The organism is Paenibacillus sp. VTT E-133291, from assembly GCF_002264395.1.
Lineage (GTDB): Bacteria > Bacillota > Bacilli > Paenibacillales > Paenibacillaceae > Paenibacillus_AQ > Paenibacillus_AQ nitricinens.
This window is the reverse complement of sequence record NZ_NFVA01000102.1, coordinates 1-20,556: the sequence shown is the minus strand read 5'-3', so window position 1 is coordinate 20,556 and position 20,556 is coordinate 1. Positions and strand designations below refer to the sequence as shown.

The 20,556-nt window shown below is 45.4% G+C and carries 18 protein-coding genes; 3 read left to right on the top strand and 15 right to left on the bottom strand.

The annotated features are described in order from the left end of the window. Positions 1-30 precede the first annotated feature (30 nt). From recJ to CA598_RS27170, 5 genes are all read right to left on the bottom strand, one after another. A complete protein-coding gene (gene recJ / locus CA598_RS27190) occupies positions 31-2,433 on the bottom strand; it encodes a single-stranded-DNA-specific exonuclease RecJ (RefSeq protein ID WP_179283775.1) in 2,403 nt (800 codons plus the stop codon). Positions 2,434-2,462: 29 nt separating this feature from the next. After that, positions 2,463-3,413 (bottom strand): cation diffusion facilitator family transporter, encoded by a 951-nt coding sequence (locus CA598_RS27185; RefSeq protein WP_094874237.1) that lies wholly within the window; start codon positions 3,411-3,413, stop codon positions 2,463-2,465. A 165-nt stretch (positions 3,414-3,578) separates the two neighbouring features. After that, positions 3,579-4,478 carry a protein translocase subunit SecF gene (secF, locus tag CA598_RS27180; protein WP_094874236.1) on the bottom strand — a complete coding sequence of 300 codons (900 nt, stop codon included), beginning with the start codon at positions 4,476-4,478 and terminating at the stop codon, positions 3,579-3,581. After that, complete coding sequence (gene secD, locus CA598_RS27175) at positions 4,468-5,718, bottom strand: protein translocase subunit SecD (RefSeq protein ID WP_060621905.1); 1,251 nt, start codon at positions 5,716-5,718, stop codon at positions 4,468-4,470. The genes secF and secD overlap by 11 nt, the downstream gene beginning before the upstream one ends. A gap of 227 nt (positions 5,719-5,945) precedes the next feature. Then, positions 5,946-6,197, bottom strand: a complete 252-nt coding sequence (locus CA598_RS27170) for a post-transcriptional regulator (protein WP_042191115.1) — start codon at positions 6,195-6,197, stop codon at positions 5,946-5,948. 196 nt (positions 6,198-6,393) lie between these two features. Between CA598_RS27170 and spoVB the strand changes: the two genes are divergently transcribed. After that, on the top strand, positions 6,394-7,989 hold the full coding sequence (gene spoVB / locus CA598_RS27165; RefSeq protein WP_094878530.1) for a stage V sporulation protein B: 1,596 nt from the start codon (positions 6,394-6,396) through the stop codon (positions 7,987-7,989). 5 nt (positions 7,990-7,994) lie between these two features. Here spoVB and CA598_RS27160 read toward each other — a convergent pair whose 3' ends face one another. Further along, on the bottom strand, positions 7,995-8,759 hold the full coding sequence (locus CA598_RS27160) for a YetF domain-containing protein (protein WP_094878529.1): 765 nt from the start codon (positions 8,757-8,759) through the stop codon (positions 7,995-7,997). 225 nt (positions 8,760-8,984) lie between these two features. Here CA598_RS27160 and CA598_RS27155 point away from each other — a divergent pair, with 225 nt between their 5' ends. Continuing rightward, positions 8,985-9,377, top strand: a complete 393-nt coding sequence (locus CA598_RS27155; RefSeq protein WP_042191121.1) for a TIGR04086 family membrane protein — start codon at positions 8,985-8,987, stop codon at positions 9,375-9,377. A 95-nt stretch (positions 9,378-9,472) separates the two neighbouring features. After that, positions 9,473-10,312 (top strand): phosphatase PAP2 family protein, encoded by an 840-nt coding sequence (locus CA598_RS27150; RefSeq protein ID WP_256990033.1) that lies wholly within the window; start codon positions 9,473-9,475, stop codon positions 10,310-10,312. A gap of 94 nt (positions 10,313-10,406) precedes the next feature. On the opposite strand, the gene yajC is transcribed toward CA598_RS27150, so the two are convergent. From yajC to CA598_RS27105, 9 genes are all read right to left on the bottom strand, one after another. Further along, positions 10,407-10,715 carry a preprotein translocase subunit YajC gene (gene yajC, locus CA598_RS27145; protein WP_042191123.1) on the bottom strand — a complete coding sequence of 103 codons (309 nt, stop codon included), beginning with the start codon at positions 10,713-10,715 and terminating at the stop codon, positions 10,407-10,409. Positions 10,716-10,764: 49 nt separating this feature from the next. Then, positions 10,765-11,901, bottom strand: a complete 1,137-nt coding sequence (gene tgt, locus CA598_RS27140; protein ID WP_042130504.1) for a tRNA guanosine(34) transglycosylase Tgt — start codon at positions 11,899-11,901, stop codon at positions 10,765-10,767. Positions 11,902-11,922: 21 nt separating this feature from the next. Next, complete coding sequence (queA, locus tag CA598_RS27135; RefSeq protein ID WP_094874233.1) at positions 11,923-12,951, bottom strand: tRNA preQ1(34) S-adenosylmethionine ribosyltransferase-isomerase QueA; 1,029 nt, start codon at positions 12,949-12,951, stop codon at positions 11,923-11,925. 9 nt (positions 12,952-12,960) lie between these two features. After that, complete coding sequence (locus CA598_RS27130) at positions 12,961-15,063, bottom strand: SpoIID/LytB domain-containing protein (protein WP_256990669.1); 2,103 nt, start codon at positions 15,061-15,063, stop codon at positions 12,961-12,963. A gap of 32 nt (positions 15,064-15,095) precedes the next feature. After that, entirely contained in the window at positions 15,096-16,103 is a 1,008-nt protein-coding gene (ruvB, locus tag CA598_RS27125; protein ID WP_094878528.1) for a Holliday junction branch migration DNA helicase RuvB, read from the bottom strand. Positions 16,104-16,138: 35 nt separating this feature from the next. Next, a complete protein-coding gene (gene ruvA, locus CA598_RS27120; protein ID WP_094874232.1) occupies positions 16,139-16,756 on the bottom strand; it encodes a Holliday junction branch migration protein RuvA in 618 nt (205 codons plus the stop codon). Next, positions 16,753-17,256, bottom strand: a complete 504-nt coding sequence (ruvC, locus tag CA598_RS27115; RefSeq protein WP_036677679.1) for a crossover junction endodeoxyribonuclease RuvC — start codon at positions 17,254-17,256, stop codon at positions 16,753-16,755. The genes ruvA and ruvC overlap by 4 nt, the downstream gene beginning before the upstream one ends. A gap of 255 nt (positions 17,257-17,511) precedes the next feature. Beyond that, entirely contained in the window at positions 17,512-18,231 is a 720-nt protein-coding gene (locus CA598_RS27110; protein ID WP_179281752.1) for a BofC C-terminal domain-containing protein, read from the bottom strand. Positions 18,232-18,342: 111 nt separating this feature from the next. After that, positions 18,343-20,469, bottom strand: a complete 2,127-nt coding sequence (locus CA598_RS27105; protein WP_094878527.1) for a CocE/NonD family hydrolase — start codon at positions 20,467-20,469, stop codon at positions 18,343-18,345. Between the last annotated feature and the right edge of the window lie 87 nt (positions 20,470-20,556).

Sequence of the window (20,556 nt, the reverse complement as noted above, 5' to 3'; positions counted from 1 at the left end):
GAGTTCGGTTCGACAAAACTTACTTCGTAATTATGATACGCCTAAACGGCGTGATAACATCCAATCCTGCAGTTCAGACAAGCTACCTTCCATGAAATACTGCTCCATTTCCGCAATCTGCCCCAGTCTGACAAAATGTCTTGATGCTGTAAGGCTTTTAGCTGCAGGCTGCATAATAAAGGTCACACTTCCTTGACTTCTTTCGATAAAATCAAGCTCCTCAAACACATCTAGCATATTACTAAGCATTCGAATACTTAATGAGGATTGTCGACTTAGCCGCAGCAGCACTTCATGTTCTGGCGTCGCAACAGCAGTGATCGAAGCCAGCAATTTATAGAGTATTTTAAAATGATCCCGTGTCGGAATGATAAGTCGTTCTCGGCCATCCTTTATAGAATGCAAAAGCGCAATATTATCAGCATTAGGAAAAGCCTTTAGTAATGCGTCAAGTTGTTCAGGAGTCTCCGGCATATCCAGTAGGCATAACAGTGAGACATGCCCTGATTCCTGAATCGAATCATCCTTAATAGCGGCGCTAATGCCAGCTTCTTTATCATATACCCAGAAGGACATTCCTATCAATTCAGTCTGCGGAGACGTACGTCCACTCTGACACACTGCTGCGGCACGATATGGGCCAGCACCACTATAGGGAAGCAGCAGCTCTCTAATATGCGCAGCCTGCCGTACAGCGTCAGCAGCACCACGAAGATCAAATAATTGAGCATCCTGGACTGATAAATCCTGTAGCAGAAGCTGTGGTTTCCTCGAGCCATTCCATTCGTTGATCGACAGTTCAGCCAGCACATTGATCGGGGTGCCCACAGGGAGCAGCTTAGCCAAATCCCCTTTACCAAAAGCTAAGGCTTCGATCGTGCTCTTTCCCTGCTGCAAGACGATTTTCAAGTGTTTTCCGTCTTGCCCCATGGTGCGTGTCTCTTTCACTGTAGCCCCGCGAATGATGAACTTTGGCAATGGATTCGACATCCCGAAAGGTGCAAGCCTTTCCAATTCAAGCGCGGTCTGTAGGGACAAATCGGAAATCGACACTTCTGCATCAGCAGAAGTAACAGGCACGAAATGCTCCGGTGTCAACACAGTAGCAGCGTATTCATTTAATGCCGCAGCGAAGGCTTCTAAGCCGTCCCGATGCAGGCTCATTCCCGCGGCTGCTGGATGACCACCAAAATGATCCATTAAGTCAGAACAAGAGGATAACGCCGCATATATATCAAGTCCAGGAATAGAGCGGGCAGAACCTTTGCACATGCCGGTCTCCGGATGAATATCCAGAATAATCACTGGCCGATAGTAACGCTCCAGTAGTTTGGAAGCCACTATACCTACCACACCCACATTCCAGCCTTGTTCAGCAAGAACTATGATGTCTGGTATTTCTCCACCCTGAGTCATCTGTTCCAGTTTTGCAGTGGCCTCCACTACAATTCTTTCTACAACCAATTGGCGTTCTTTATTAAGCAGATCAAGCTCCCCAGCCAGTTGCTCAGCCTCATCAGCATGCTCAGTTGTAAGCAACGCCACTGCCCGTCCAGCATGATCCAGACGGCCACTCGCATTGATACGAGGCGCCATTCCAAAAGCGATATTAACCGCACTCACAGTACTCATGGTCACGCCGCTAACACCGAGTAAAGCACGGATACCTGGGAATCGAGAATTTCGCATACTGACCAAACCGTTTCGAACAATCTCACGATTCTCACCCAGCAGCGGCATTAAATCCGCTACAGTACCTATAGCAGCTATCTCTGCCCACTCTTCGGGAGTTTCCTCCCCTAACATAGCCTGGGCGAGCTTATAAGCTACACCTACACCTGCTAATCCCTTGAACGGGTAGGGGCAGTCGGGCAGCTTCGGATTGATTAACGTATAAGCCTCTGGGAGAAGCTCTGGTGGCTCATGGTGATCCGTAACAATCACATCAATCCCGAGTTCATTAGCGTAAGCAATCTGATGATAGGCGCTAATGCCAGTATCTACAGTAATGATCAAGGATACCCCCTGCTGTAAAGCCCAATCCAATGCATGATTATGCAGCCCGTAGCCCTCATTAGAACGGTGCGGGATATAAATATCAAAGGAAGCGCCCAAGTAACGCAGCAAATGAATCATTAATGCTGTACTGGACACACCGTCAGCGTCATAATCACCGTAAATCAGAATATGTTCTTCTTCTTTTAAAGCCTTTCTAATTCTGGGAACCGCTTCGGCCATCCCTTTTAGAAGGAACGGATCATGTGGAGCTTCCACACCGCCATCCATGAACGATAGAGCCTCATGTGGCGTATCAATTCCTCTAGTCACTAATAGTGAGGATAAGAGCGGAGAAATAGAAAGGCTCCGGGCCATATCCCTTACGACGTCGGGATCGGCTGCCGGAGATTGCCATCTTGTTTTTGAATAAAGCAATAGCGCTCACCTTTCTTTCACCTTGCGGACTACTGAAGCAGCGTCGGAATATCATTATCCGCCAATTCATAATTACTTTTGTATGGATAACCGGGATCATAAGGAACTACGTCCATATGTACCTCACCAACATGAACAAACCTGTGCTGCAGCAACTTTCTTGCACATTCTGAAATATCCTGTGCTTCCATCACCGTAATACGCGGATTTACACTGATCTTCACTTGCAGATTCACATAATTCCCTTGCTCAAGTGCCTTCAAATGTTCTACACGAATAACACCATGAACACGTTGTACGGTTTCAATAAAATTAGCTGCTTCCTCAGAAGGTAGCTCCTGCGCATTCTTAACACTAACAGTATTAACAATGAGCAGATAACCCTTACGTAGAATTAAGCATCCTGTTAAAAGTGCAGCAATAGGGTCCATGTAGAGTAGAGGATGCCAATAGGTCCCCCCCATTGATAACGATATCCCTACTAATACTGTGATAGAAGTATACAAACTGAAACGATGACTATTGGCATAAGCAGCGTGACTGCCATCCCCTATTTTTTTAAAGTACCGATATTGATATTGAAATACAGCTTCTTTAAGTACAATAGATAGCAAGACAGTTACAAGTGCAAGTTCTCCGCGAGTGGATGACTGTCCCTCGGTTAAGTCACGGATTGCAGAGAAGGCGATCTGCAGCCCCCCCATAAGAATTAATACCGAAAAAAGTATAGCTAAAAGCGGCTCCTTATTCCCTCGTCGCTCTTCTATCCGCTGCTTGCTCTTTCTGCTTTGTTCAGAGCGCCAAGGGAGAATATCCGCCAATTTAGCTGCAGCATCTGCTCCAGAATATAATGCATCGCCCATTAATGCCTTGCTACCTGAAATATAGCCAAAACTCCCCTTAGCTACTGCCAAAGTAACATCGCTGATGATCCCTGTCCAAGCAACCGTCTTGCTTTGCGGTGATCGTTCTTTATTCATACGAGGCCCCCCTTACCACTAGCAAGTAATCTCATGATGATACAATACACATGACATACTACCCCAAAGATTTCGAAAGCCGCGTCGCATTTGACGCGGCTTTCTTAAATTATAAAGTTGATGTTTTTTTCATTCAAGTGTAGCCATGTTATTTTTCTTGAGACATTACCCTTTAGCCGGGCTTTTTACCTTTATCTTCTCACGCTTCTTAAGCAGTAACCAGAGCGGACTTGCAATAAAGATTGAGGAATACGCTCCGAAGAGCAATCCGATTACCATCGCAAGCGAGAACATCTTGATGGACTCTCCTCCAAGAATTAACAGGAAGAACGCCGCGATAAATACGGTAAATGCTGTGTAGAGAGAGCGCATAAGGGTCTGAGCCACACTCTTGTTCACAAGCTCTTTCAAATCTTCGTAAGTTTTCTGTTTACCAAAACGTAAATTCTCACGGATACGGTCAAAGATAACGATCGTATCATTGATGGAATAACCGATAATCGTAAGCACCGCTACGATGAACGTCAAATCCACTTCCAAGCGGAAAATGGAGAAGATAGCAACGACCATAAAAGCATCATGAAGCAATGCAACAATAGCTGCCAATGCAAACCGCCATTCAAAACGAATACTTACATAAATGATAATCCCTAGACAAGAAATGAGAACCGCATAGATCGCATTGCGTGCAAGTTCTTTAGACATTTCTGTATCCACAGTGTTAATCTCAAACGATGCTTTATCGTCAAGCTTCAAGATCTCTGTTTTAAGAGCTTCATCTTGTTGCTCATCGAGCACTTGATCATAACGAACGTTGACCCGTTCACTCCCTAACGTAATGCTTGGCTCACTTGAAATCCCAGATTTTTCAACTGCTGAATTAACCTCTTCCAATGTCAAATTCTTAGACAGAGAGATATCAACATTAGATCCCGCTTTGAAATCAACGCTATAATTCAATCCAAACGTTGCTAAGAAAATCAAACCTGCCACTGTAAGGGCGATGGAAAAAATATAGAAATATTTACTCAAATGTACGAAATCAAGCTCTTTCTTAAAGCGCACGGATATCACTCTCCTTAACACCGAAACTCTTCGGTTTGTTCAGCTTACCGGCTTTAACAAGCTGGCTAAGCAACCAGTGGGAGAAATAAAGATTCGTGGCAATACTCAGTACGATTTCTACGATCAGCACCAATGCGAAGCCTTTGACTGCACCTGTACCGAAGGCGAACATGACACCTGCCACAATAACAGTTGTGACATTGGAGTCCATTACTGTCCGGAAAGAGGATTTATTACCTGCTTTAACAGAGGAAAGCACACTTTTACCACTGCGCATTTCTTCCCTTATCCGTTCATTTGTAATGATATTGGCATCGACGGCCATCCCTATACCCAGAATAAATGCGGCTATACCAGGCAACGTCAATGTGAAGTCTGCAAAGACAAAGACTACAATTAGCAGCCATGTGTGCAAGATCAGTGCAAAACTAGCCAAGAGACCTGGCAAGCGATACATACCGATCATGAAGATAAGAATAATCAAAGAACCCAAAAGACCGGCTTTGATCGTTTGATCAAGCGATTGTTTACCAAGTGTTGCACCCACACTTTGGGAGTATTTCTCAGTAAGTTTCAGTGGCAACGCACCCAGATTAATAGTGTCAGCCAGTTCACGTGCTTCTTTAATTGTATACTGACCGGAAATAGACGCACTACCGTCGGTAAGTACTGCTTGTACCGTAGGGTCAGATAGCTTGTTCTCATCCAAATAAATTGCGAGATTCTTTCCTAAGAGTCGTTTCGTAATCTCTGCGAATTTATCCTTGTCCTTTATTTTGATACTGATGATTGGCTGATTCAGGTTATCCCGTCCAACCTCTGCCGCACCTTCAACAAAATCACTACCTACCAGTTCGATCTTGCTGTAAGTACCTTCAGCGTCACCTTCAGCAGCACTACGGAAAGTCAGAACTGCAGGCTCCTTCATCTTCTTACGAACCTCGGCTTCATCAGTAACGCCTGCAATTTTCAGACGAATACGGTCAGTACCTTCAGTTGTAACCTCTGGTTCACTGGTTCCGAGCGCATTGGCCCGTTTCTCCAAACTTTCTGCTGTTTTCAACAGTGAAGCTCGGGACAACGCTGCTCCCGCTTCCATAGGCTCTGCATGGTACAAAATCTCAAATCCGCCTTTCAGGTCAAGACCAAGTCTAACCTTGTCCAGCAGTCCAGGAGTAGTAAATGCCATGACGCCTGTCAAAACGAGCACGGTAATAATAAAGCCCATTAGTCTCTTCATGCTCTAGCTAGTTCCCCTTTCATTCACTCAATATTCCTATTATAGCTACACGTGAAATGACCGTCAATTCACAGCATAGTCATAGCTATACTCACACAAAGAAACGGCCGCCCCTGCCCATATCAGCAAGACATCCGTTTATATAGGAGATGTGAAGTTATTATTATTCTCTTACTTTACTGCTTTATAAGGCTTTTCGCAAAGAAAAGAAGCGAGATGTTTATTGTTCAGTTCAACCCCCGATAAGCTGCAAGAGTCAAATAAGTCATGTAACTATTGGCTTTTAAGGAATAAATATCATTTACCAGCTTATGCAAGGGGGGCATTCCGTCCTTATCATAATTACGACTGATACAATCCCAAATATCCTTGCTGGTTACATACTCATAGCCGAGGAGCCGGAATTCTTCAGCTTTGCTGCGGCACATGGCTTCGATTTCTTCGCTATGTTGATCATGATTCCACTGTTCCGATTCCACGTGATGACACCTCCAAAGAACGCTCGTGTTCGTATGCTTACCATAGGTATTCGACCCAAGTTCTCTGCTTTCCTCCTTCCGTCACAAAAAGTTACAACTACTAAAACAAGGCATGCCGGGACAGGGGTATAGCATATCCATAAGAATAGACAAGTTGGCCAGCGTTTCATTTCATTTGGGGAAGAAGGCGTGACCTTTGAGGAAACAGAGCTTTATACAAGGAACTTTAATCTTGCTTGCCGCCGGCATCATTAATCGAATGCTTGGATTTATACCCCGAATTGCTTTGCCACGCATCATTGGAGCAGAAGGTGTGGGTCTATATCAGCTCGCGTACCCATTCTTTATCGTGTTGGTTACTGTTATTACAGGCGGACTTCCCCTAGCAATTGCAAAGATGGTAGCCGAAGCAGAGGGAGAGAACCGCCCTGAGAAATCGCGGCAAATTTTACGGACTGGCCTTACTCTTAGTGTCGGACTAGGAATCTTCTTTACCATTGTTGCGCTGGTCAGTGCTTCATGGGTCTCCAATGTGATCTTAACAGACCACAGAGTTTATTATACTTTCATTGCCATGATCCCAATGATTGGAATTGTTGCTGTATCTGCAATATACCGCGGTTATTTTCAAGGTAGGCAGAACATGATTCCTTCTGCACTTTCTTCAGTTTTTGAGTCTATCGTGCGAATATTTTTTATGCTGTGGTTCTCTTGGCTGCTGTTACCCAAAGGAATCGCTTTTGCAGCTGCAGGGGCGATGCTAGGCGTAACGGTAGGAGAGATTGGCGGAATGTTAGCCATTCTGTGGCAATATTATGTCATCACGAAAAGGGATAAAAAAACAACCCCCATCCTAGAACAGCAAATGATTGAGAAGGAAGTTATACCTTCTGATCCAGATAACGTAAAATCAACTTCTCCCATACTAAGGCGTTTACTAGGTGTATCAATTCCTGTTACGGCAAGCCGGCTTGTCGGTTCTTTTTCCTATCTACTGGAATCTATAATTACCGTACGTAGTCTTGCACTAGCCGGAATCGCAACAGCCGCCGCGACTGCTCAATATGGGTCTTTACAGGGAATGGTTATTCCCTTACTATTGCTTCCCGGAGCGTTAACTTCCTCGCTCGCGGTTTCTTTGGTTCCATCCTTGTCCGAGGCTGCCGCGAGAAAGGACCTGCCTACCATTCACAAACGAATGCATCAAGCTCTTCGACTAGCTCTTGTTACAGGGGCTCCCTTTGCTGTTCTTATGTATGTACTAGCAGTCCCACTATGCAACTTGTTATACGGAAATCCGGATACTGCTCCTATGCTAAAACTAATGGCCCCTTTCGCTTTGTTCATCTATGTTCAAGCCCCCTTACAAGCTGCACTTCAAGCTATGGACAGACCTGGAAGGGCACTCATCAATACTCTTATTGGGGCAGTAGTCAAAATCATTCTGATTGTTATATTGGCTTCACAGCCAGAATACGGAATCTACGGCGCAATCATCGCCATTATTGTGAACAGCGTTCTTGTTACTCTTCTGCACGGGTACAGTGTAGTCAGTCTAATTTCATTATCCTTACGAATAACCGATACCATTAAAACCTTGTGTGCAATGATCATTATGGGAGCAGGCGTGCGTTATGTATACATCTCCATTCCCGTTGCAGAAGCACAATGGATTCAATTTTTATTTGCCTCTGCGGTAGGAATGGCCCTGTATTTCGGTCTCAGTCTATTAGCTGGCCTTATTTCCCTTCGTGATTTGGATCGACTGCCTTTCATTAAGCGTTGGCTTTAGAATGGTTATCGATTATCCAAACGGTCAACATAAACTCGGCCTTTATGGTCTATGGAGCAAAGAAAAACATCCCGAAAATCGGATACTCCCTTTTGGCGGATCTGAGTTCTTAGCCAGAACCTTGTTTTCCCTATCATCTCTAAATTTTGATCCTGGACCTTACCATCCATTATCAGTGGAATAGGAAGTCCTTCATATCTGATTTTGTTCTTAGGCAGTTTAATCGTCTGGCTACTTTCATCTGCATTCTCGCCATTCTTATCGTTCTCATCACCAGAACTACTATTGCCTGAATCATTTGAAGCTGAGTTTCCTTTCTCTTTTTCGAACACAGTAAGCTGTCCACTTGGCTCTAGAATGGCAAATTCAACGTCGGCAGGACTAGCAATATTCTGTCCACGAAGTTGCATAAGCAAATCATCAATATTGTATCTCTGCTTTCGCATCTCACCCCGGTGCAGCTTACCGCCAGAAATAAGTATGCTCGGTTTACCATCCATCATAAGCCTTACTGTCCTACTCTTGAGACTGAGCATTGCAACCAGCACTTGAATGATAACCAATGTTGCCATCGGAATTAACCCTTCATAGATCGGCCGATGAATATCCTCAATCACAAAAACACCAATCTCAGCAATCATTATTGAGATCGTTAGATCAAATACAGACAGCTTTCCAATCTCCCTCTTTCCCATAATTCGCATGCACAGGAATATGAAGAAATACATCAGCACGGTCAGGAGAATATAGGCAGTGATATGCTGGAACATATAGCTTCGCTCCCCTCCACTCTCACCCGCAGAGTTGGTTTCTCGGGCGGATTAATGTAACCCTATTCTGACCGCTCAGCACAGGGAACATTCGGAAGCTCACCTATTAATTAATGGTAAAAAGGCTGCAATGCCCATTCTTGTACTATTGGGGCAAGCCTCCCCATACAATGAATAATAACTTATGTAGATTATTTTTCTAAAAAAACTTTAGGAGGTTGTACCATGTATTTAATCCGGCGCCTGTTCTCATGGAGAATAGCCAATCCTGTATTGTCTGGCCTGTGTCGATCATTCCTTTGGATGTTGCTTGGCGCGTTTGTCCTCTCTCTTTTATTATGGGGCAGCGGTCTGAAGGAGCAGGATCTCTCAATGTACACTTATATAGTACACGGCATAGCCGCAGCATTCGGAGGACTAACCGCCGGTCGCAGAGCCACGAACAAAGGCTGGTATCAAGGAAGCCTTACAGGAATCTTTTACGGGATTATCGTTCTGTTAATTGGATTTCTTGCACTGGATAGCTCACCCTCTGGTGTTGACCTTCTTTGGGTTCTAGCTGCAGCAGCAATTGGTGCACTTGGTGGAATGTTTGGGGTTAATTTACAGAAAAGCTAAAATTATTATTCCATTAAATTCGAAACATTCCTTGGAAATATGTTAAACTGTGATCATCTGACTTCATAAAGAGAATCAAGGAGGCTTCGAATGCTTTGTTTTACCAATCAATGAATCATATTGTTTTGTACACAGTTGCATTAGTAGTGATATTAGTATGGATTGGCGCTCGTCGAAATCCAATCATGGCATTAGTTGAAATTGGGAAAGAGATGCTGCGATCCTATAAGTTTCTGCTACTGATGGTAGGCATGTTTGGTGTACTGGTCTTGAATAAATATGAACTACAAATTGAAGAAAAAATGCATCTTACCTCAGACTATACATCATTTGTATTTGGACTAGAGGGACATTTTGTCCAAGCTGTTCAGGATATATTCTATAGTCCATGGCTAACGCCTATCATAGTTTTCTTCTACATTTTCATGCTTCAATCTGTACTGGCAGCTTCTCTAGGTGTCTATCTGTTAGATAAGAACCGTGTGATGCTGTACGCCACCTGCTATGCTATTATCATTAACTATGCTGTAGCTATTCCATTCTACCTATACTTCCCTGTAAATGAGGTATGGTCCTATGTACCTGCAGGCGTTAGATTTACTATGCTGGATGTATTTCCTAAGTTCGAGCAAGAGTACCGCCCTCTATCCGGTCTCAACAACTGCTTCCCGAGTCTACATACGTCCATTTCCGTTACGATGGCTTTACTGGCATTCCGTTCTGGAAACCGCCGGTGGATGGTCATTACGAGTATTTCCGCAGTCGTAATCGTCTTTGGTATATTCTATCTGGGCATTCATTGGCTTACAGATATGATAGGCGGCACTCTGCTAGCAGTTCTAGCTTCAACAGTTGGTGTACAGCTTGCCAAATTAACCTTACGGGGACGTGAAGAATCGCTCACAGTTCGCAGCCGAATAACGGATATGCGTTAAACCCTTAGATCACGATGAAAGATGAACGTCAAAAAAGCGGTGTCGCTCTCTTAACGAGAAGACACCGCTTTTTATGTACTTATTAATAACGAAACTATACTTTCTCCTCCACGTCCGTGGCAACGGAGTGACTAATGGAACCGCGATCAAAGGTCAGTTTAGTTACATCATTGACCCGTAGAACCACGATATCATCGGAAATCTCCATGATCGTACCGTGAAGACCACCAATAGTAACGATTTTATCGCCCTTTTTCAGAGACTTCAACATTGCATTACGTGTTTTGGTCTTCTTCTGTTGCGGACGAATCAGCAAGAAGTAGAATACTACAAACATAAGTACGAATGGACCTACGAGACCCAGTATACTACCTCCGCCTGTTGCTGCTGCATATTGAAACATATTTCTCCCCCCTTTCAAAGCACATTAAAACATGGACCTCAACGAAGCTTTAGAAGCCTTTAAGATTATCATATAATCCGTATTTAGCAAAAAACTCATCGCGAAAATCAAGCAGCCGATCTTCCTTGATGGCTTCGCGCACTTTACGCATCAAATCCAACAGGAAGTGCAAGTTATGGTATGTCGTCAATCTAAGTCCGAAGGTTTCATCGGCTTTGATTAGATGGCGCAAATAAGCGCGGGAATAATTCCGGCATGTATAGCAGTTGCACTCCGGATCAAGCGGCCCAAAATCGCGGGCATACTTTGCGTTGCGTACAACGAGTCTTCCCTGACTGGTCATCGTTGTTCCATTACGAGCAATACGGGTAGGCAGAACGCAGTCGAACATGTCCACTCCCCGGATTGATCCTTCCAACAGCGCATCCGGTGAACCAACGCCCATCAAATAGCGAGGTTTGCCTTGTGGCAGCAGGGGAACTGTATAATCCAGCACTTCATACATTAGCTGCTTGGACTCTCCGACGCTGAGCCCCCCAATAGCATACCCCGGGAAATCCATGGAAGTCAAATCTGCTGCGCTCTGACGGCGAAGATCCTCATACATACCACCTTGCACGATAGCAAATAGACCTTGATCATTTGGACGGGCGTGACTTTTCAGGCATCTTTCCGCCCAGCGTGTGGTACGCTCCAGTGATTTTTTCACGTAGTCATATTCCGCTGGGAATGGAGGACATTCATCGAATGCCATCATGATATCAGAACCAAGTGCGTTCTGAACTTCCATAGCTACTTCAGGAGACAAGAACTTCTTATCCCCATTTAGATGGGAACGGAAATGAACGCCTTCTTCGGTAATCTTGCGCATGTCACTAAGCGAGAATACTTGAAACCCGCCGCTATCCGTTAGAATGGGGCGGTCCCAGTTCATGAACTTATGCAGTCCGCCTGCTTCACGAACAATATCATGGCCCGGTCTCAGGAACAAATGGTACGTATTGCTCAAAATAATATGAGCATCCATCTCCTTCAGTTCTTCAGGACTCATTGTCTTGACTGTAGCTTGTGTGCCGACTGGCATAAATGCTGGTGTCTCAATCACACCATGTGGAGTATGGACTCTTCCAAGTCTTGCTCCGGATTGTTTGCACGTTTTGATGTGCTCATAAGTAATTGCTGCCATAAGTTAACCCATCCTCTTACCTTAGTAAATAAACATTGCATCTCCAAAGCTAAAAAACCGGTACTTCTGCTCTATCGCTTCTTCATAAGCAGCTAGAATATGTTCCCGACCTGCCAAAGCACTAACCAACATCACCAAAGTAGACTTCGGCAAATGAAAATTAGTAATTAACGCATTAACTACACTAAACTTATAGCCCGGATAGATGAAAATATCCGTCCAGCCACTACATTCCACTAATGGACCGCCTTCACATTGTCTTCCGACTGTTTCAAGTGTCCGACAAGAAGTCGTCCCTACCGCTATAATGCGACCACCATGATCCTTGGTAGCATTTATAGTATCTGCTGTTTCTTGAGACATTACAAAATACTCTGAATGCATAACATGCTCTTCAACCTTCTCAACAGACATCGGACGGAACGTTCCGAGACCTACATGAAGTGTAATATAAGCAATATTCACACCCTTGGCTTCAATCTGATCCAACAGTTCTTTGGTAAAATGAAGCCCTGCTGTAGGAGCAGCAGCTGATCCCTCATGCTTAGCATAAACGGTCTGATATCGTTCCCGATCATCAAGTGTTTCCTTAATATAAGGAGGCAGTGGCATTGTTCCCAGCCTGTCCAGAATCTCCTGGAAAATACCCTGATAAATGAACCGAAGCGTTCGTCCCCCCATATCAGCCTCATCCTCAATAACCGCACGAAGCTCATCACTAAAGATGATAACCGCTCCTGTCTTGAGCTTTTTACCTGGCTTTACAAGAGCTTCCCATCGATCGTCTCCCAGATTCTTAAGGAGAAGCACTTCAGCTTTAGCCCCCGTATCTTCTTTAGCCCCAAACAATCTGGCAGGAATGACTCTCGTATCATTCAGAACAAGCGTATCTCCCGGTTGAAAATAATTAATAATATCGGTAAAATGCCGGTGAGCCAGCTCCCCATCCTCCTTATTTACTAAGAGCAGTCTAGAAGAGCTACGGTCAGAGAGTGGTGTCTGGGCAATTAATTCTTCCGGTAAATGAAAATCATATGCGTCTACATTCATGGTCTGTCTTCATTCCTTAACTATAGTAACGTTCTGATAATAGTGTTGCAATATCTGCTTGTAATCATACCCGCTGTCAGCCATGCCTTTCACGCCCCATTGCGACATGCCTAGACCATGACCGTATCCTTGGCCAATGAACAGAAAGCCCGAACTGTTAGTGATCGCTCTGGCTGAGGAATCCCCCCCCATCACTACAGTTCCACTACCGTTCACATTAACCTTACCTGATGCAGAGAGTACACCTGCGCTCTGTGAACTTCCAATCGTGCTGGTAGCACCGTCAGCGCCTAATACAGTATAACTTCCGGCTGGTACAATATCAAACAATGTACTTGGCAATCCATTGAACGCAGAACGGAACATATCAGGATATTTCACATCCAGTGCCTGACCATTTGCTTTCACCTGAATCGCTCTTCCAGAAGGGCCGCGCTGAGTGACCTGCAAATTAAGGATGCTAGAAGGGAGCGTGCTAGTTGTTTTACCCTGCAAGCTTTTTAGAAGGTCGGCAGAGGTATATGGTCCTTTGATCCAGCTATAACTACCGGACTCATAGACTTTGTCTAGAACAACAGCATTCTCGCCCGGATTCAACTTGCCTACCGCACTTACACTACTTTCAACAGCAGGAAGGGGGCGCACATTGACATCTTTAGTGGTAGCTGTCGCTATATCCAGTCCCGCTGCTGTTTTATTTCCTGTCAATTTAATGTTATCCTCACGTGCATATCCAGAGGTTCCATTAGCGAGCAGTAAATAATACCACTTCTTAGCGGCCGCGGTAGCTGCGACATCCTCTTTGCTGGGAACGCTGGCAAACGCATCTCCACCATTGCCCCATACCTCCGATGGATCAGAGGTTACTCCGCCACTGTTCGAGGAGAATACAGCCTCTATAACTTTACCACCACTCATCAATACTTCACCGGCAGTAGCATCCACTGCCTTAATAATAACTGGAGCCTCTGATCCGATTCCGTTATATACCTGACTCAATGTAGAATCTACTACATTCGCTACTTCGAAACGGTTGCCTTGCGCCATTGCATAGCTTCGGGCGGCGACAGCCTGAGCCTTTAGAGCTTCATCCGGCCAGCTGGAGGAAACCTCTCCTCCAACCACTGCATACAAATATTGTTCCAGTGGCACTTCATTGATAACCGCAAGGGAACCTCTCAAATTACTTAGCTCCATATTTCCACGGTAGGTACGCTTGGATCTTTCTTCGAGCTGAATTCCAGCCTCACTGCCAACGGCCAAAAATTTAGCATCATTTCCGGAAACCATATAATGATTAGCCTGTGTCTCGCTGCTAAGGTCCAGCCCAGCATCCAGACGCATGATTAACCCAGGTGAAGTTGCAGCGGACATAGCAAGCTGTGGCAATGCTGCAGACACTGTGGTCTGAACAGCAGCCAAATCTTTGTCGTTTGCAGCTTCGCCTACCCATACCTCAAACTGGGCACTGCCATCACTTCCTGAAAGAAACACCTTCCAGGCATCAAAACCAGCAGCTGTAATACTACTCAGAGCAGTATCAGCTTCTTGTTCCGAAGAATAGCGACCCGCCGATAAATGCTTATCCCCTTTCACCGCAGGGGTTTGATCAGCAGGAATGCCGAGTCCTGCCTTTACTACACGGGCAAGCCCATCCTTGGCAGCAGCTTCACTGACATAGACACCAGTATACAACTGATACACATTGGTTCCATTTCTAGAAATCATATAAATTTGAGGCTTATCAGAGGTAGACTGAAGCTTTTTAGCCGCGTCAGCAGCTGTTTTCCAGCTTGAAGTCTCCATAACCTTTACTCTATAACTATCCACACTAACACGTATTCTGCTCAGGGCAGGCACCGATAACAAAGGAGTGCTCCCTGGTTGGTTTGACATCAAAGTGAAGCTTTGAGTCGATTGCATAGTTACTACTGGCACGGTAGATTTATACTTACTACCAATATCGGCATAAAGGGCAACTCGAATCGTACTATTAGAATCGGCATGACTGGCGCCCGCAGGGATCAAGAGACTTCCCACAGCAATCGCAGCTGCCAGCAATCCTTTGCTTAGTGGAGATATTCCTCCCCATTTCATCTTCGTATGCTTCATCCAGCATCCTCCTTTTAAATGTAGTTACTGACTCAGTGCTGCTCCGGAGGGAGCGGAAGGCCTAAGTGATGATAAGCGGCCGAGGTTACAATTCTTCCACGAGGGCTCCGCTGCAAGAACCCAATCTGCAGCAGGTAAGGCTCATAAACATCCTCAATCGTCTGACTTTCCTCACCAATTGTAGCAGCAATCGTATCCAGACCTACAGGACCGCCACGAAAGCTTGAAATCATTGCTCTTAACATCTTATGATCGATGCTATCCAACCCACGTGGGTCTACTTGCAGCATCTTCAGGGCTTCCCCGGAAATCTCCGGGGTTATAATCCCATCGCCGCGCACTTGAGCAAAATCACGAACTCGCTTCAGGAGCCGGTTCGCAATCCGCGGCGTTCCACGGGAACGAAGCGCTATCTCTTCCGCCGCATCTCCGACAATCTCAATCCCTAAAAGATCTGCATTTCGAGCAACAATGAAGCTTAGCTCATCTATCGTATAGAACTCCAAGCGGCTGACCACTCCGAAACGATCTCGTAGTGGCGCTGACAGCAGGCCAGCACGGGTGGTAGCACCTATAAGTGTAAAAGGCGGCAAATCCAATCGTACCGAACGGGCACTTGGCCCTTTGCCGATCATGATATCCAGCGCGAAGTCCTCCATCGCCGGATACATTACCTCCTCCACCGTCCGGTGTAAGCGGTGAATTTCATCAATGAACAGCACGTCGCCTTCCTGCAGGTTCGTCAGCAGGGCGGCTAAATCTCCCGGCCGCTCTATAGCAGGACCGGATGTTGTTCGTAAATTCACACCCAGCTCATTGGCGATAATGTTCGCAAGTGTTGTTTTACCGAGACCTGGAGGCCCGTAGAGCAGCACATGATCCAGCGCTTCACTTCTCATTTTGGCTGCTTCGATATATATTTTCAGGTTTTCTTTCACCTGATTCTGTCCGATATATTCTCCCAGATAACGAGGGCGTAAGCTTAATTCTACGGCTTGCTCGTCCATCATTAAATTAGCGGATATAATCCGGTCATCCATTCCTATCGCTCCCTTTCTTCAGGATGTGTTCGGTTTTACTTAGCAATATATAATAGCCCAAGTGCTTTCTTCATCAACACATCTACAGTCCCTGTCTCTGCGCCCTCTTTCTTCATAGCGAGCCATACACGGTCCAATTCACTTTCGGTATAGCCCAATCCCTTAAGGGCATCTCTAGCTTCTTGCCAAGCTAATCCATCCGCTCTTTCTTCCATTGGAACTGCAAATAATCCCGTTTGCATCGAAGCCATACTGAGTCCGTCCAGCTTGTCCTTCAAATCTAAGATCATCCGCTGCGCCGTCTTCTTGCCAATGCCCGGCAGTTTCGTTAAGAAGGTTATATTCTCTTGGTAAATTGCCGAGATCAACTGATCTGGAGTCCCACCTGTCAGTATTCCGAGCGCAACCTTCGGACCGATCCCGGATACCTCAATCAACTTGCGGAACAATTTTTGCTCCTCCCGAGTCGGGAACCCGAACAGAAGCGTCGCATCCTCACGTGTTTGATAATGAATATAGATCGTTACAGGTCCTTCTACTTTAGCAAAAGCATAAGGGTTCGGGCAGAATACCCGGTATCCTACGCCCTGCACATCCAGCACCACATATTCCGACTCTAAATGAACGACGGGTCCTCTTAAGAAATCTATCATTTTCGCAATACCTCATTTAATTTAGAATTAAGACTGCTCGAATGGGCATGACATACCGCTACCGCTAGTGCATCGGCCACATCATCCGGTTTAGGGATCGCCGATAATTTCAGCAACAGCTTCACCATTTCCTGTACCTGCCGCTTCTCAGCCTTACCATAACCAACTACTGCCTGCTTCACCATCATAGGTGTATATTCCGATACGGGTAAGCCACGCTGTACAGCAGCTAATATCGTCACTCCGCGGGCCTGAGCTACTGGCAATGCTGTTGTAACATTACGTGCGAAGAACAACTTCTCAATCGCTACAGCATCAGGTTTATATTTATCAATAAGCTGACCCATGCCTTCATAGACATGCAGCAGACGTTCTTCCTCAGGCGTATGAGCCTCGGTTTGGATACAACCATATTGGACTGGGGTCAATTTATGACCTTCCTTATCCACAAAGCCAAAACCGACAATCGCCAGCCCCGGATCAATTCCCAAAATGCGCAAACACGATCTCTCCTCTATAACAGGCAGTTTATTCCACCGTTTTCATCCATTACTCCGCTACGAAGCGAACATATGTATTCCTTCAAACCATTATAGCAAAAATACCTCTTCCGGGAGAAAAAAAGTTTACCCTCTGATGCGAAATGACAACTTTAGGCCTATAATGAGAACCTCAAAACTTCTTATATTTGCAAAGAAAAAGCTGCCCTATAGCCATTAATAATGACTTTAGGACAGCTGATATGCTTAAGGATGCTATTGCTTATTCTGCATGACATGTTCTGCAGCCTCACGCGCGTAGTCACTGAAGGTGGACAATACGCTATTGTACTCTTCAATATCTTGTACACGAATGCCCTCATGAAGCTCTTTCCAAATACTTTCCGGCAGAGAGGATTTCAAGGAACCCATATCCATTTGAAAAAAAGTCTTCAGCACCTTTTCCTGTACCGGAGGCCCTTTAAATAATTTCAAGTTCCCAAATGCATCGACTCCGATATAGGCTTCTTTTTTCGTCAGGGTCGATAGATCATTCACTTTTTGTTCCAGCCACAAATCTCCATCGCTGCTAATCCAACCGCTCCATGCAGAGTGTTCGTGAATTATCTTTTTAAGCTGAAGCGGGTTCTTTACACCTGGCAATGTCTGAACTTCTTCTCCAGATACATACGATATTTTTAAATGAACGGTTCTGCTGAGTCCGCTTTGAGCGATCGTCTGCAACAGTTGTTCGTTTTTTATGGTGCCCTTCTCTTTCTCCTCACCGCTGTCCACGCCTACTTTAAATACAGCTGCGGCCAACTCACTTTCGGCACTATCCGTCCAACTAGAATCTGTCAGCAGGCCACTGATTTCCTCAGGTACCTGCATGCTGCGCCAGGCCAGTACAGTAAGAGCTAAACAAGCTGCCCCTACCCAAAGCGCCTTTTTCCAACGTCTCCATCGCTGCCAAAGTTGTTTTTTTATGCGCGACACGTTAATCCCTTCATTCTGGTTTTTCCCTATTGTGACCTGAGAAGGGATCATTTATGCGCTTTTCTGTGAATAATCGATATTTTATTACAATTATAAGGTTGACCTTGCAGTTTAAGCGTTTGGTATAACCGGCAGCTTCACATGGCTTGGATATTTACTATTATGGTAAACGGTCTGCAGAACAGTAATTGCTTCTGTATCTTCATATGGATTATTACCTGTGTTCGTATTAGGGAAAGCAACGAATTTACTGGACGAGGTGATCGAGAACCGAACCCGGTGCCCCACTGCAAATCTATGGGCAATATTGGGCATGAAAATATCATATTCCTCTACTTGGCCAGGCGTGAGCAGTTCAGGTGCATCAAATCCATGACGATATTTAGCTCTAACAATATAGTTAGATAACCGGATAGAGTCGCCTTGTTCATTCACATCGCTAAGCGTAACTACCCAATCTGTATCCTTACCTGTACTAGCAGCGTAGATCACAGCTGACAATTCCCCAGCGATAGTCAATTCTTCCTTCAACACCTCACTGGTGTACACAAGGATATCATTCCGCAGCTCGTATTTCCGTAAATTTTCAGGCTCTCGCTCACCGCTATCATTCATCGGATCATTTGGGTTATAGACGTAAGTATCTTCGGGAGAGTGTTCCTCTGGTGCTGTGAGCAGCTTCCCATCACCTTGTCCTGAATTAGCCCGGCCCCCACTGGAAAGATAGAAAGGAGAAGTCACTGCTTCAGCAGGTGTCCAATCCTCCGATGTTCTCCACTGATTCTCACCAACGACATAATAAGAGGCTCTAGGCTCCTGATCTATTCCATTCGGAATACCTTTCAAGAAACGGTCAAACCAGCGCAGGACAGAAACATCGTAATCATAAACCACTGCATCATTGCCAAAGCTTAACCCCTCATAGTCTCTGGCTCTGTTGGGTCCATGCTCCCATGCCCCCAGACGGATTTTCCGGTTCGGCACATCATGTTCAGTCAGCATTCTCCATGTCTCTGATACCCCAGGGCTGTCCCCGTCATACCAGCCTGAGATTACATACATAGGGACCTGCACCTGATCCCCGCGTTCCGTAAAGGTACAGTTTCTCCAGAAATCATCATACTCCGGATGCTGGCTCCATAAATCCCACGGTTCGGATGCTTTGCCGATCATTTGCTGTGGAATCTCCTTAATCGGTCTCGCATCGACGGCCGCTTCTGGGTTCACCGTTATGCCCCCAAAAATATCAAAATCCGTCCGGGTACCCACAGATTGTGCAAGCGTCCAAGACAAGAGCGGCCAAGAGCAAAGCGTTCCACCCTTACGCGCTGTATCTACAAACGGTGAGCCAACATTCACTTCATCCACAACAGCCTTCAAATTAGGGTGTCCACTGGTCGCCGCCGAGACAACCACAAAGCCGAGATAGGACGCTCCCCACATTCCAACATTGCCATCTGACCAATCCTGCGCGATAATCCAATCGATCGTATCGTAGCCATCATCCCGTTCATTATAAAAAGGAATCAATTCCCCTTCCGAATCCGCCCGACCTCTAACGTCCTGTGACACCACTGCATAACCTTTGTTAGCCCATCTCATAAAAATCTCTTTTTTGCCGTTACGGTCATAGCAGGTTCTCACAAGAATCGTCGGCAGCTTGGTTCCCGGCTGAATGCCCTCAGGAAGAAACACATCCGTAGCCAGTCTCACGCCATCACGCATCGGAATCAGATCCGTACCCAAATCATTCACACCATACTCTGGCTTCGACAAAAAGGGATCATCATAAACAACCAGAGGCGTCAGCTTCTCATATCCTGCTTTAACAATCAGCTCGATGCCATACCGGTTCGGCGTAAGAAAAGCAATAATCTCACCATCCAAGGTCACAATATCCAGAGCCGTCTCTTTTCGTAGCGCCCATACTTGAGAAGTAAGCTCACGTCCATCCAATACAGCCTGATACTGAATATGCTTTTGATAAAGATCACCATTACTTAGGACTACCTCATCATTGACCCATTCTGCTTTAGCGTAAGCATCCATGTATTCGTGGATTTTTTGAAATGGAAGGACGGTCTTGAACTGGCTATCCAGCACATTATATTGCATTTGTGTTCGTCTGCGTGGATCAACCTTAGCAAGCATAATTTGTTGTTCCGTGAAATGTATTTTCCCTGAATAAATGCCAGAACAGTAGAAGTTAAATGCAGTAGTGTTCAAGTATGTCGTCATCTATTTATCCCCTATCCCCAAATTTCTTCAAATACGCGCAGCCAGTTACCACCCATAATCTTTGCAATATCCTCATCCTTATAACCG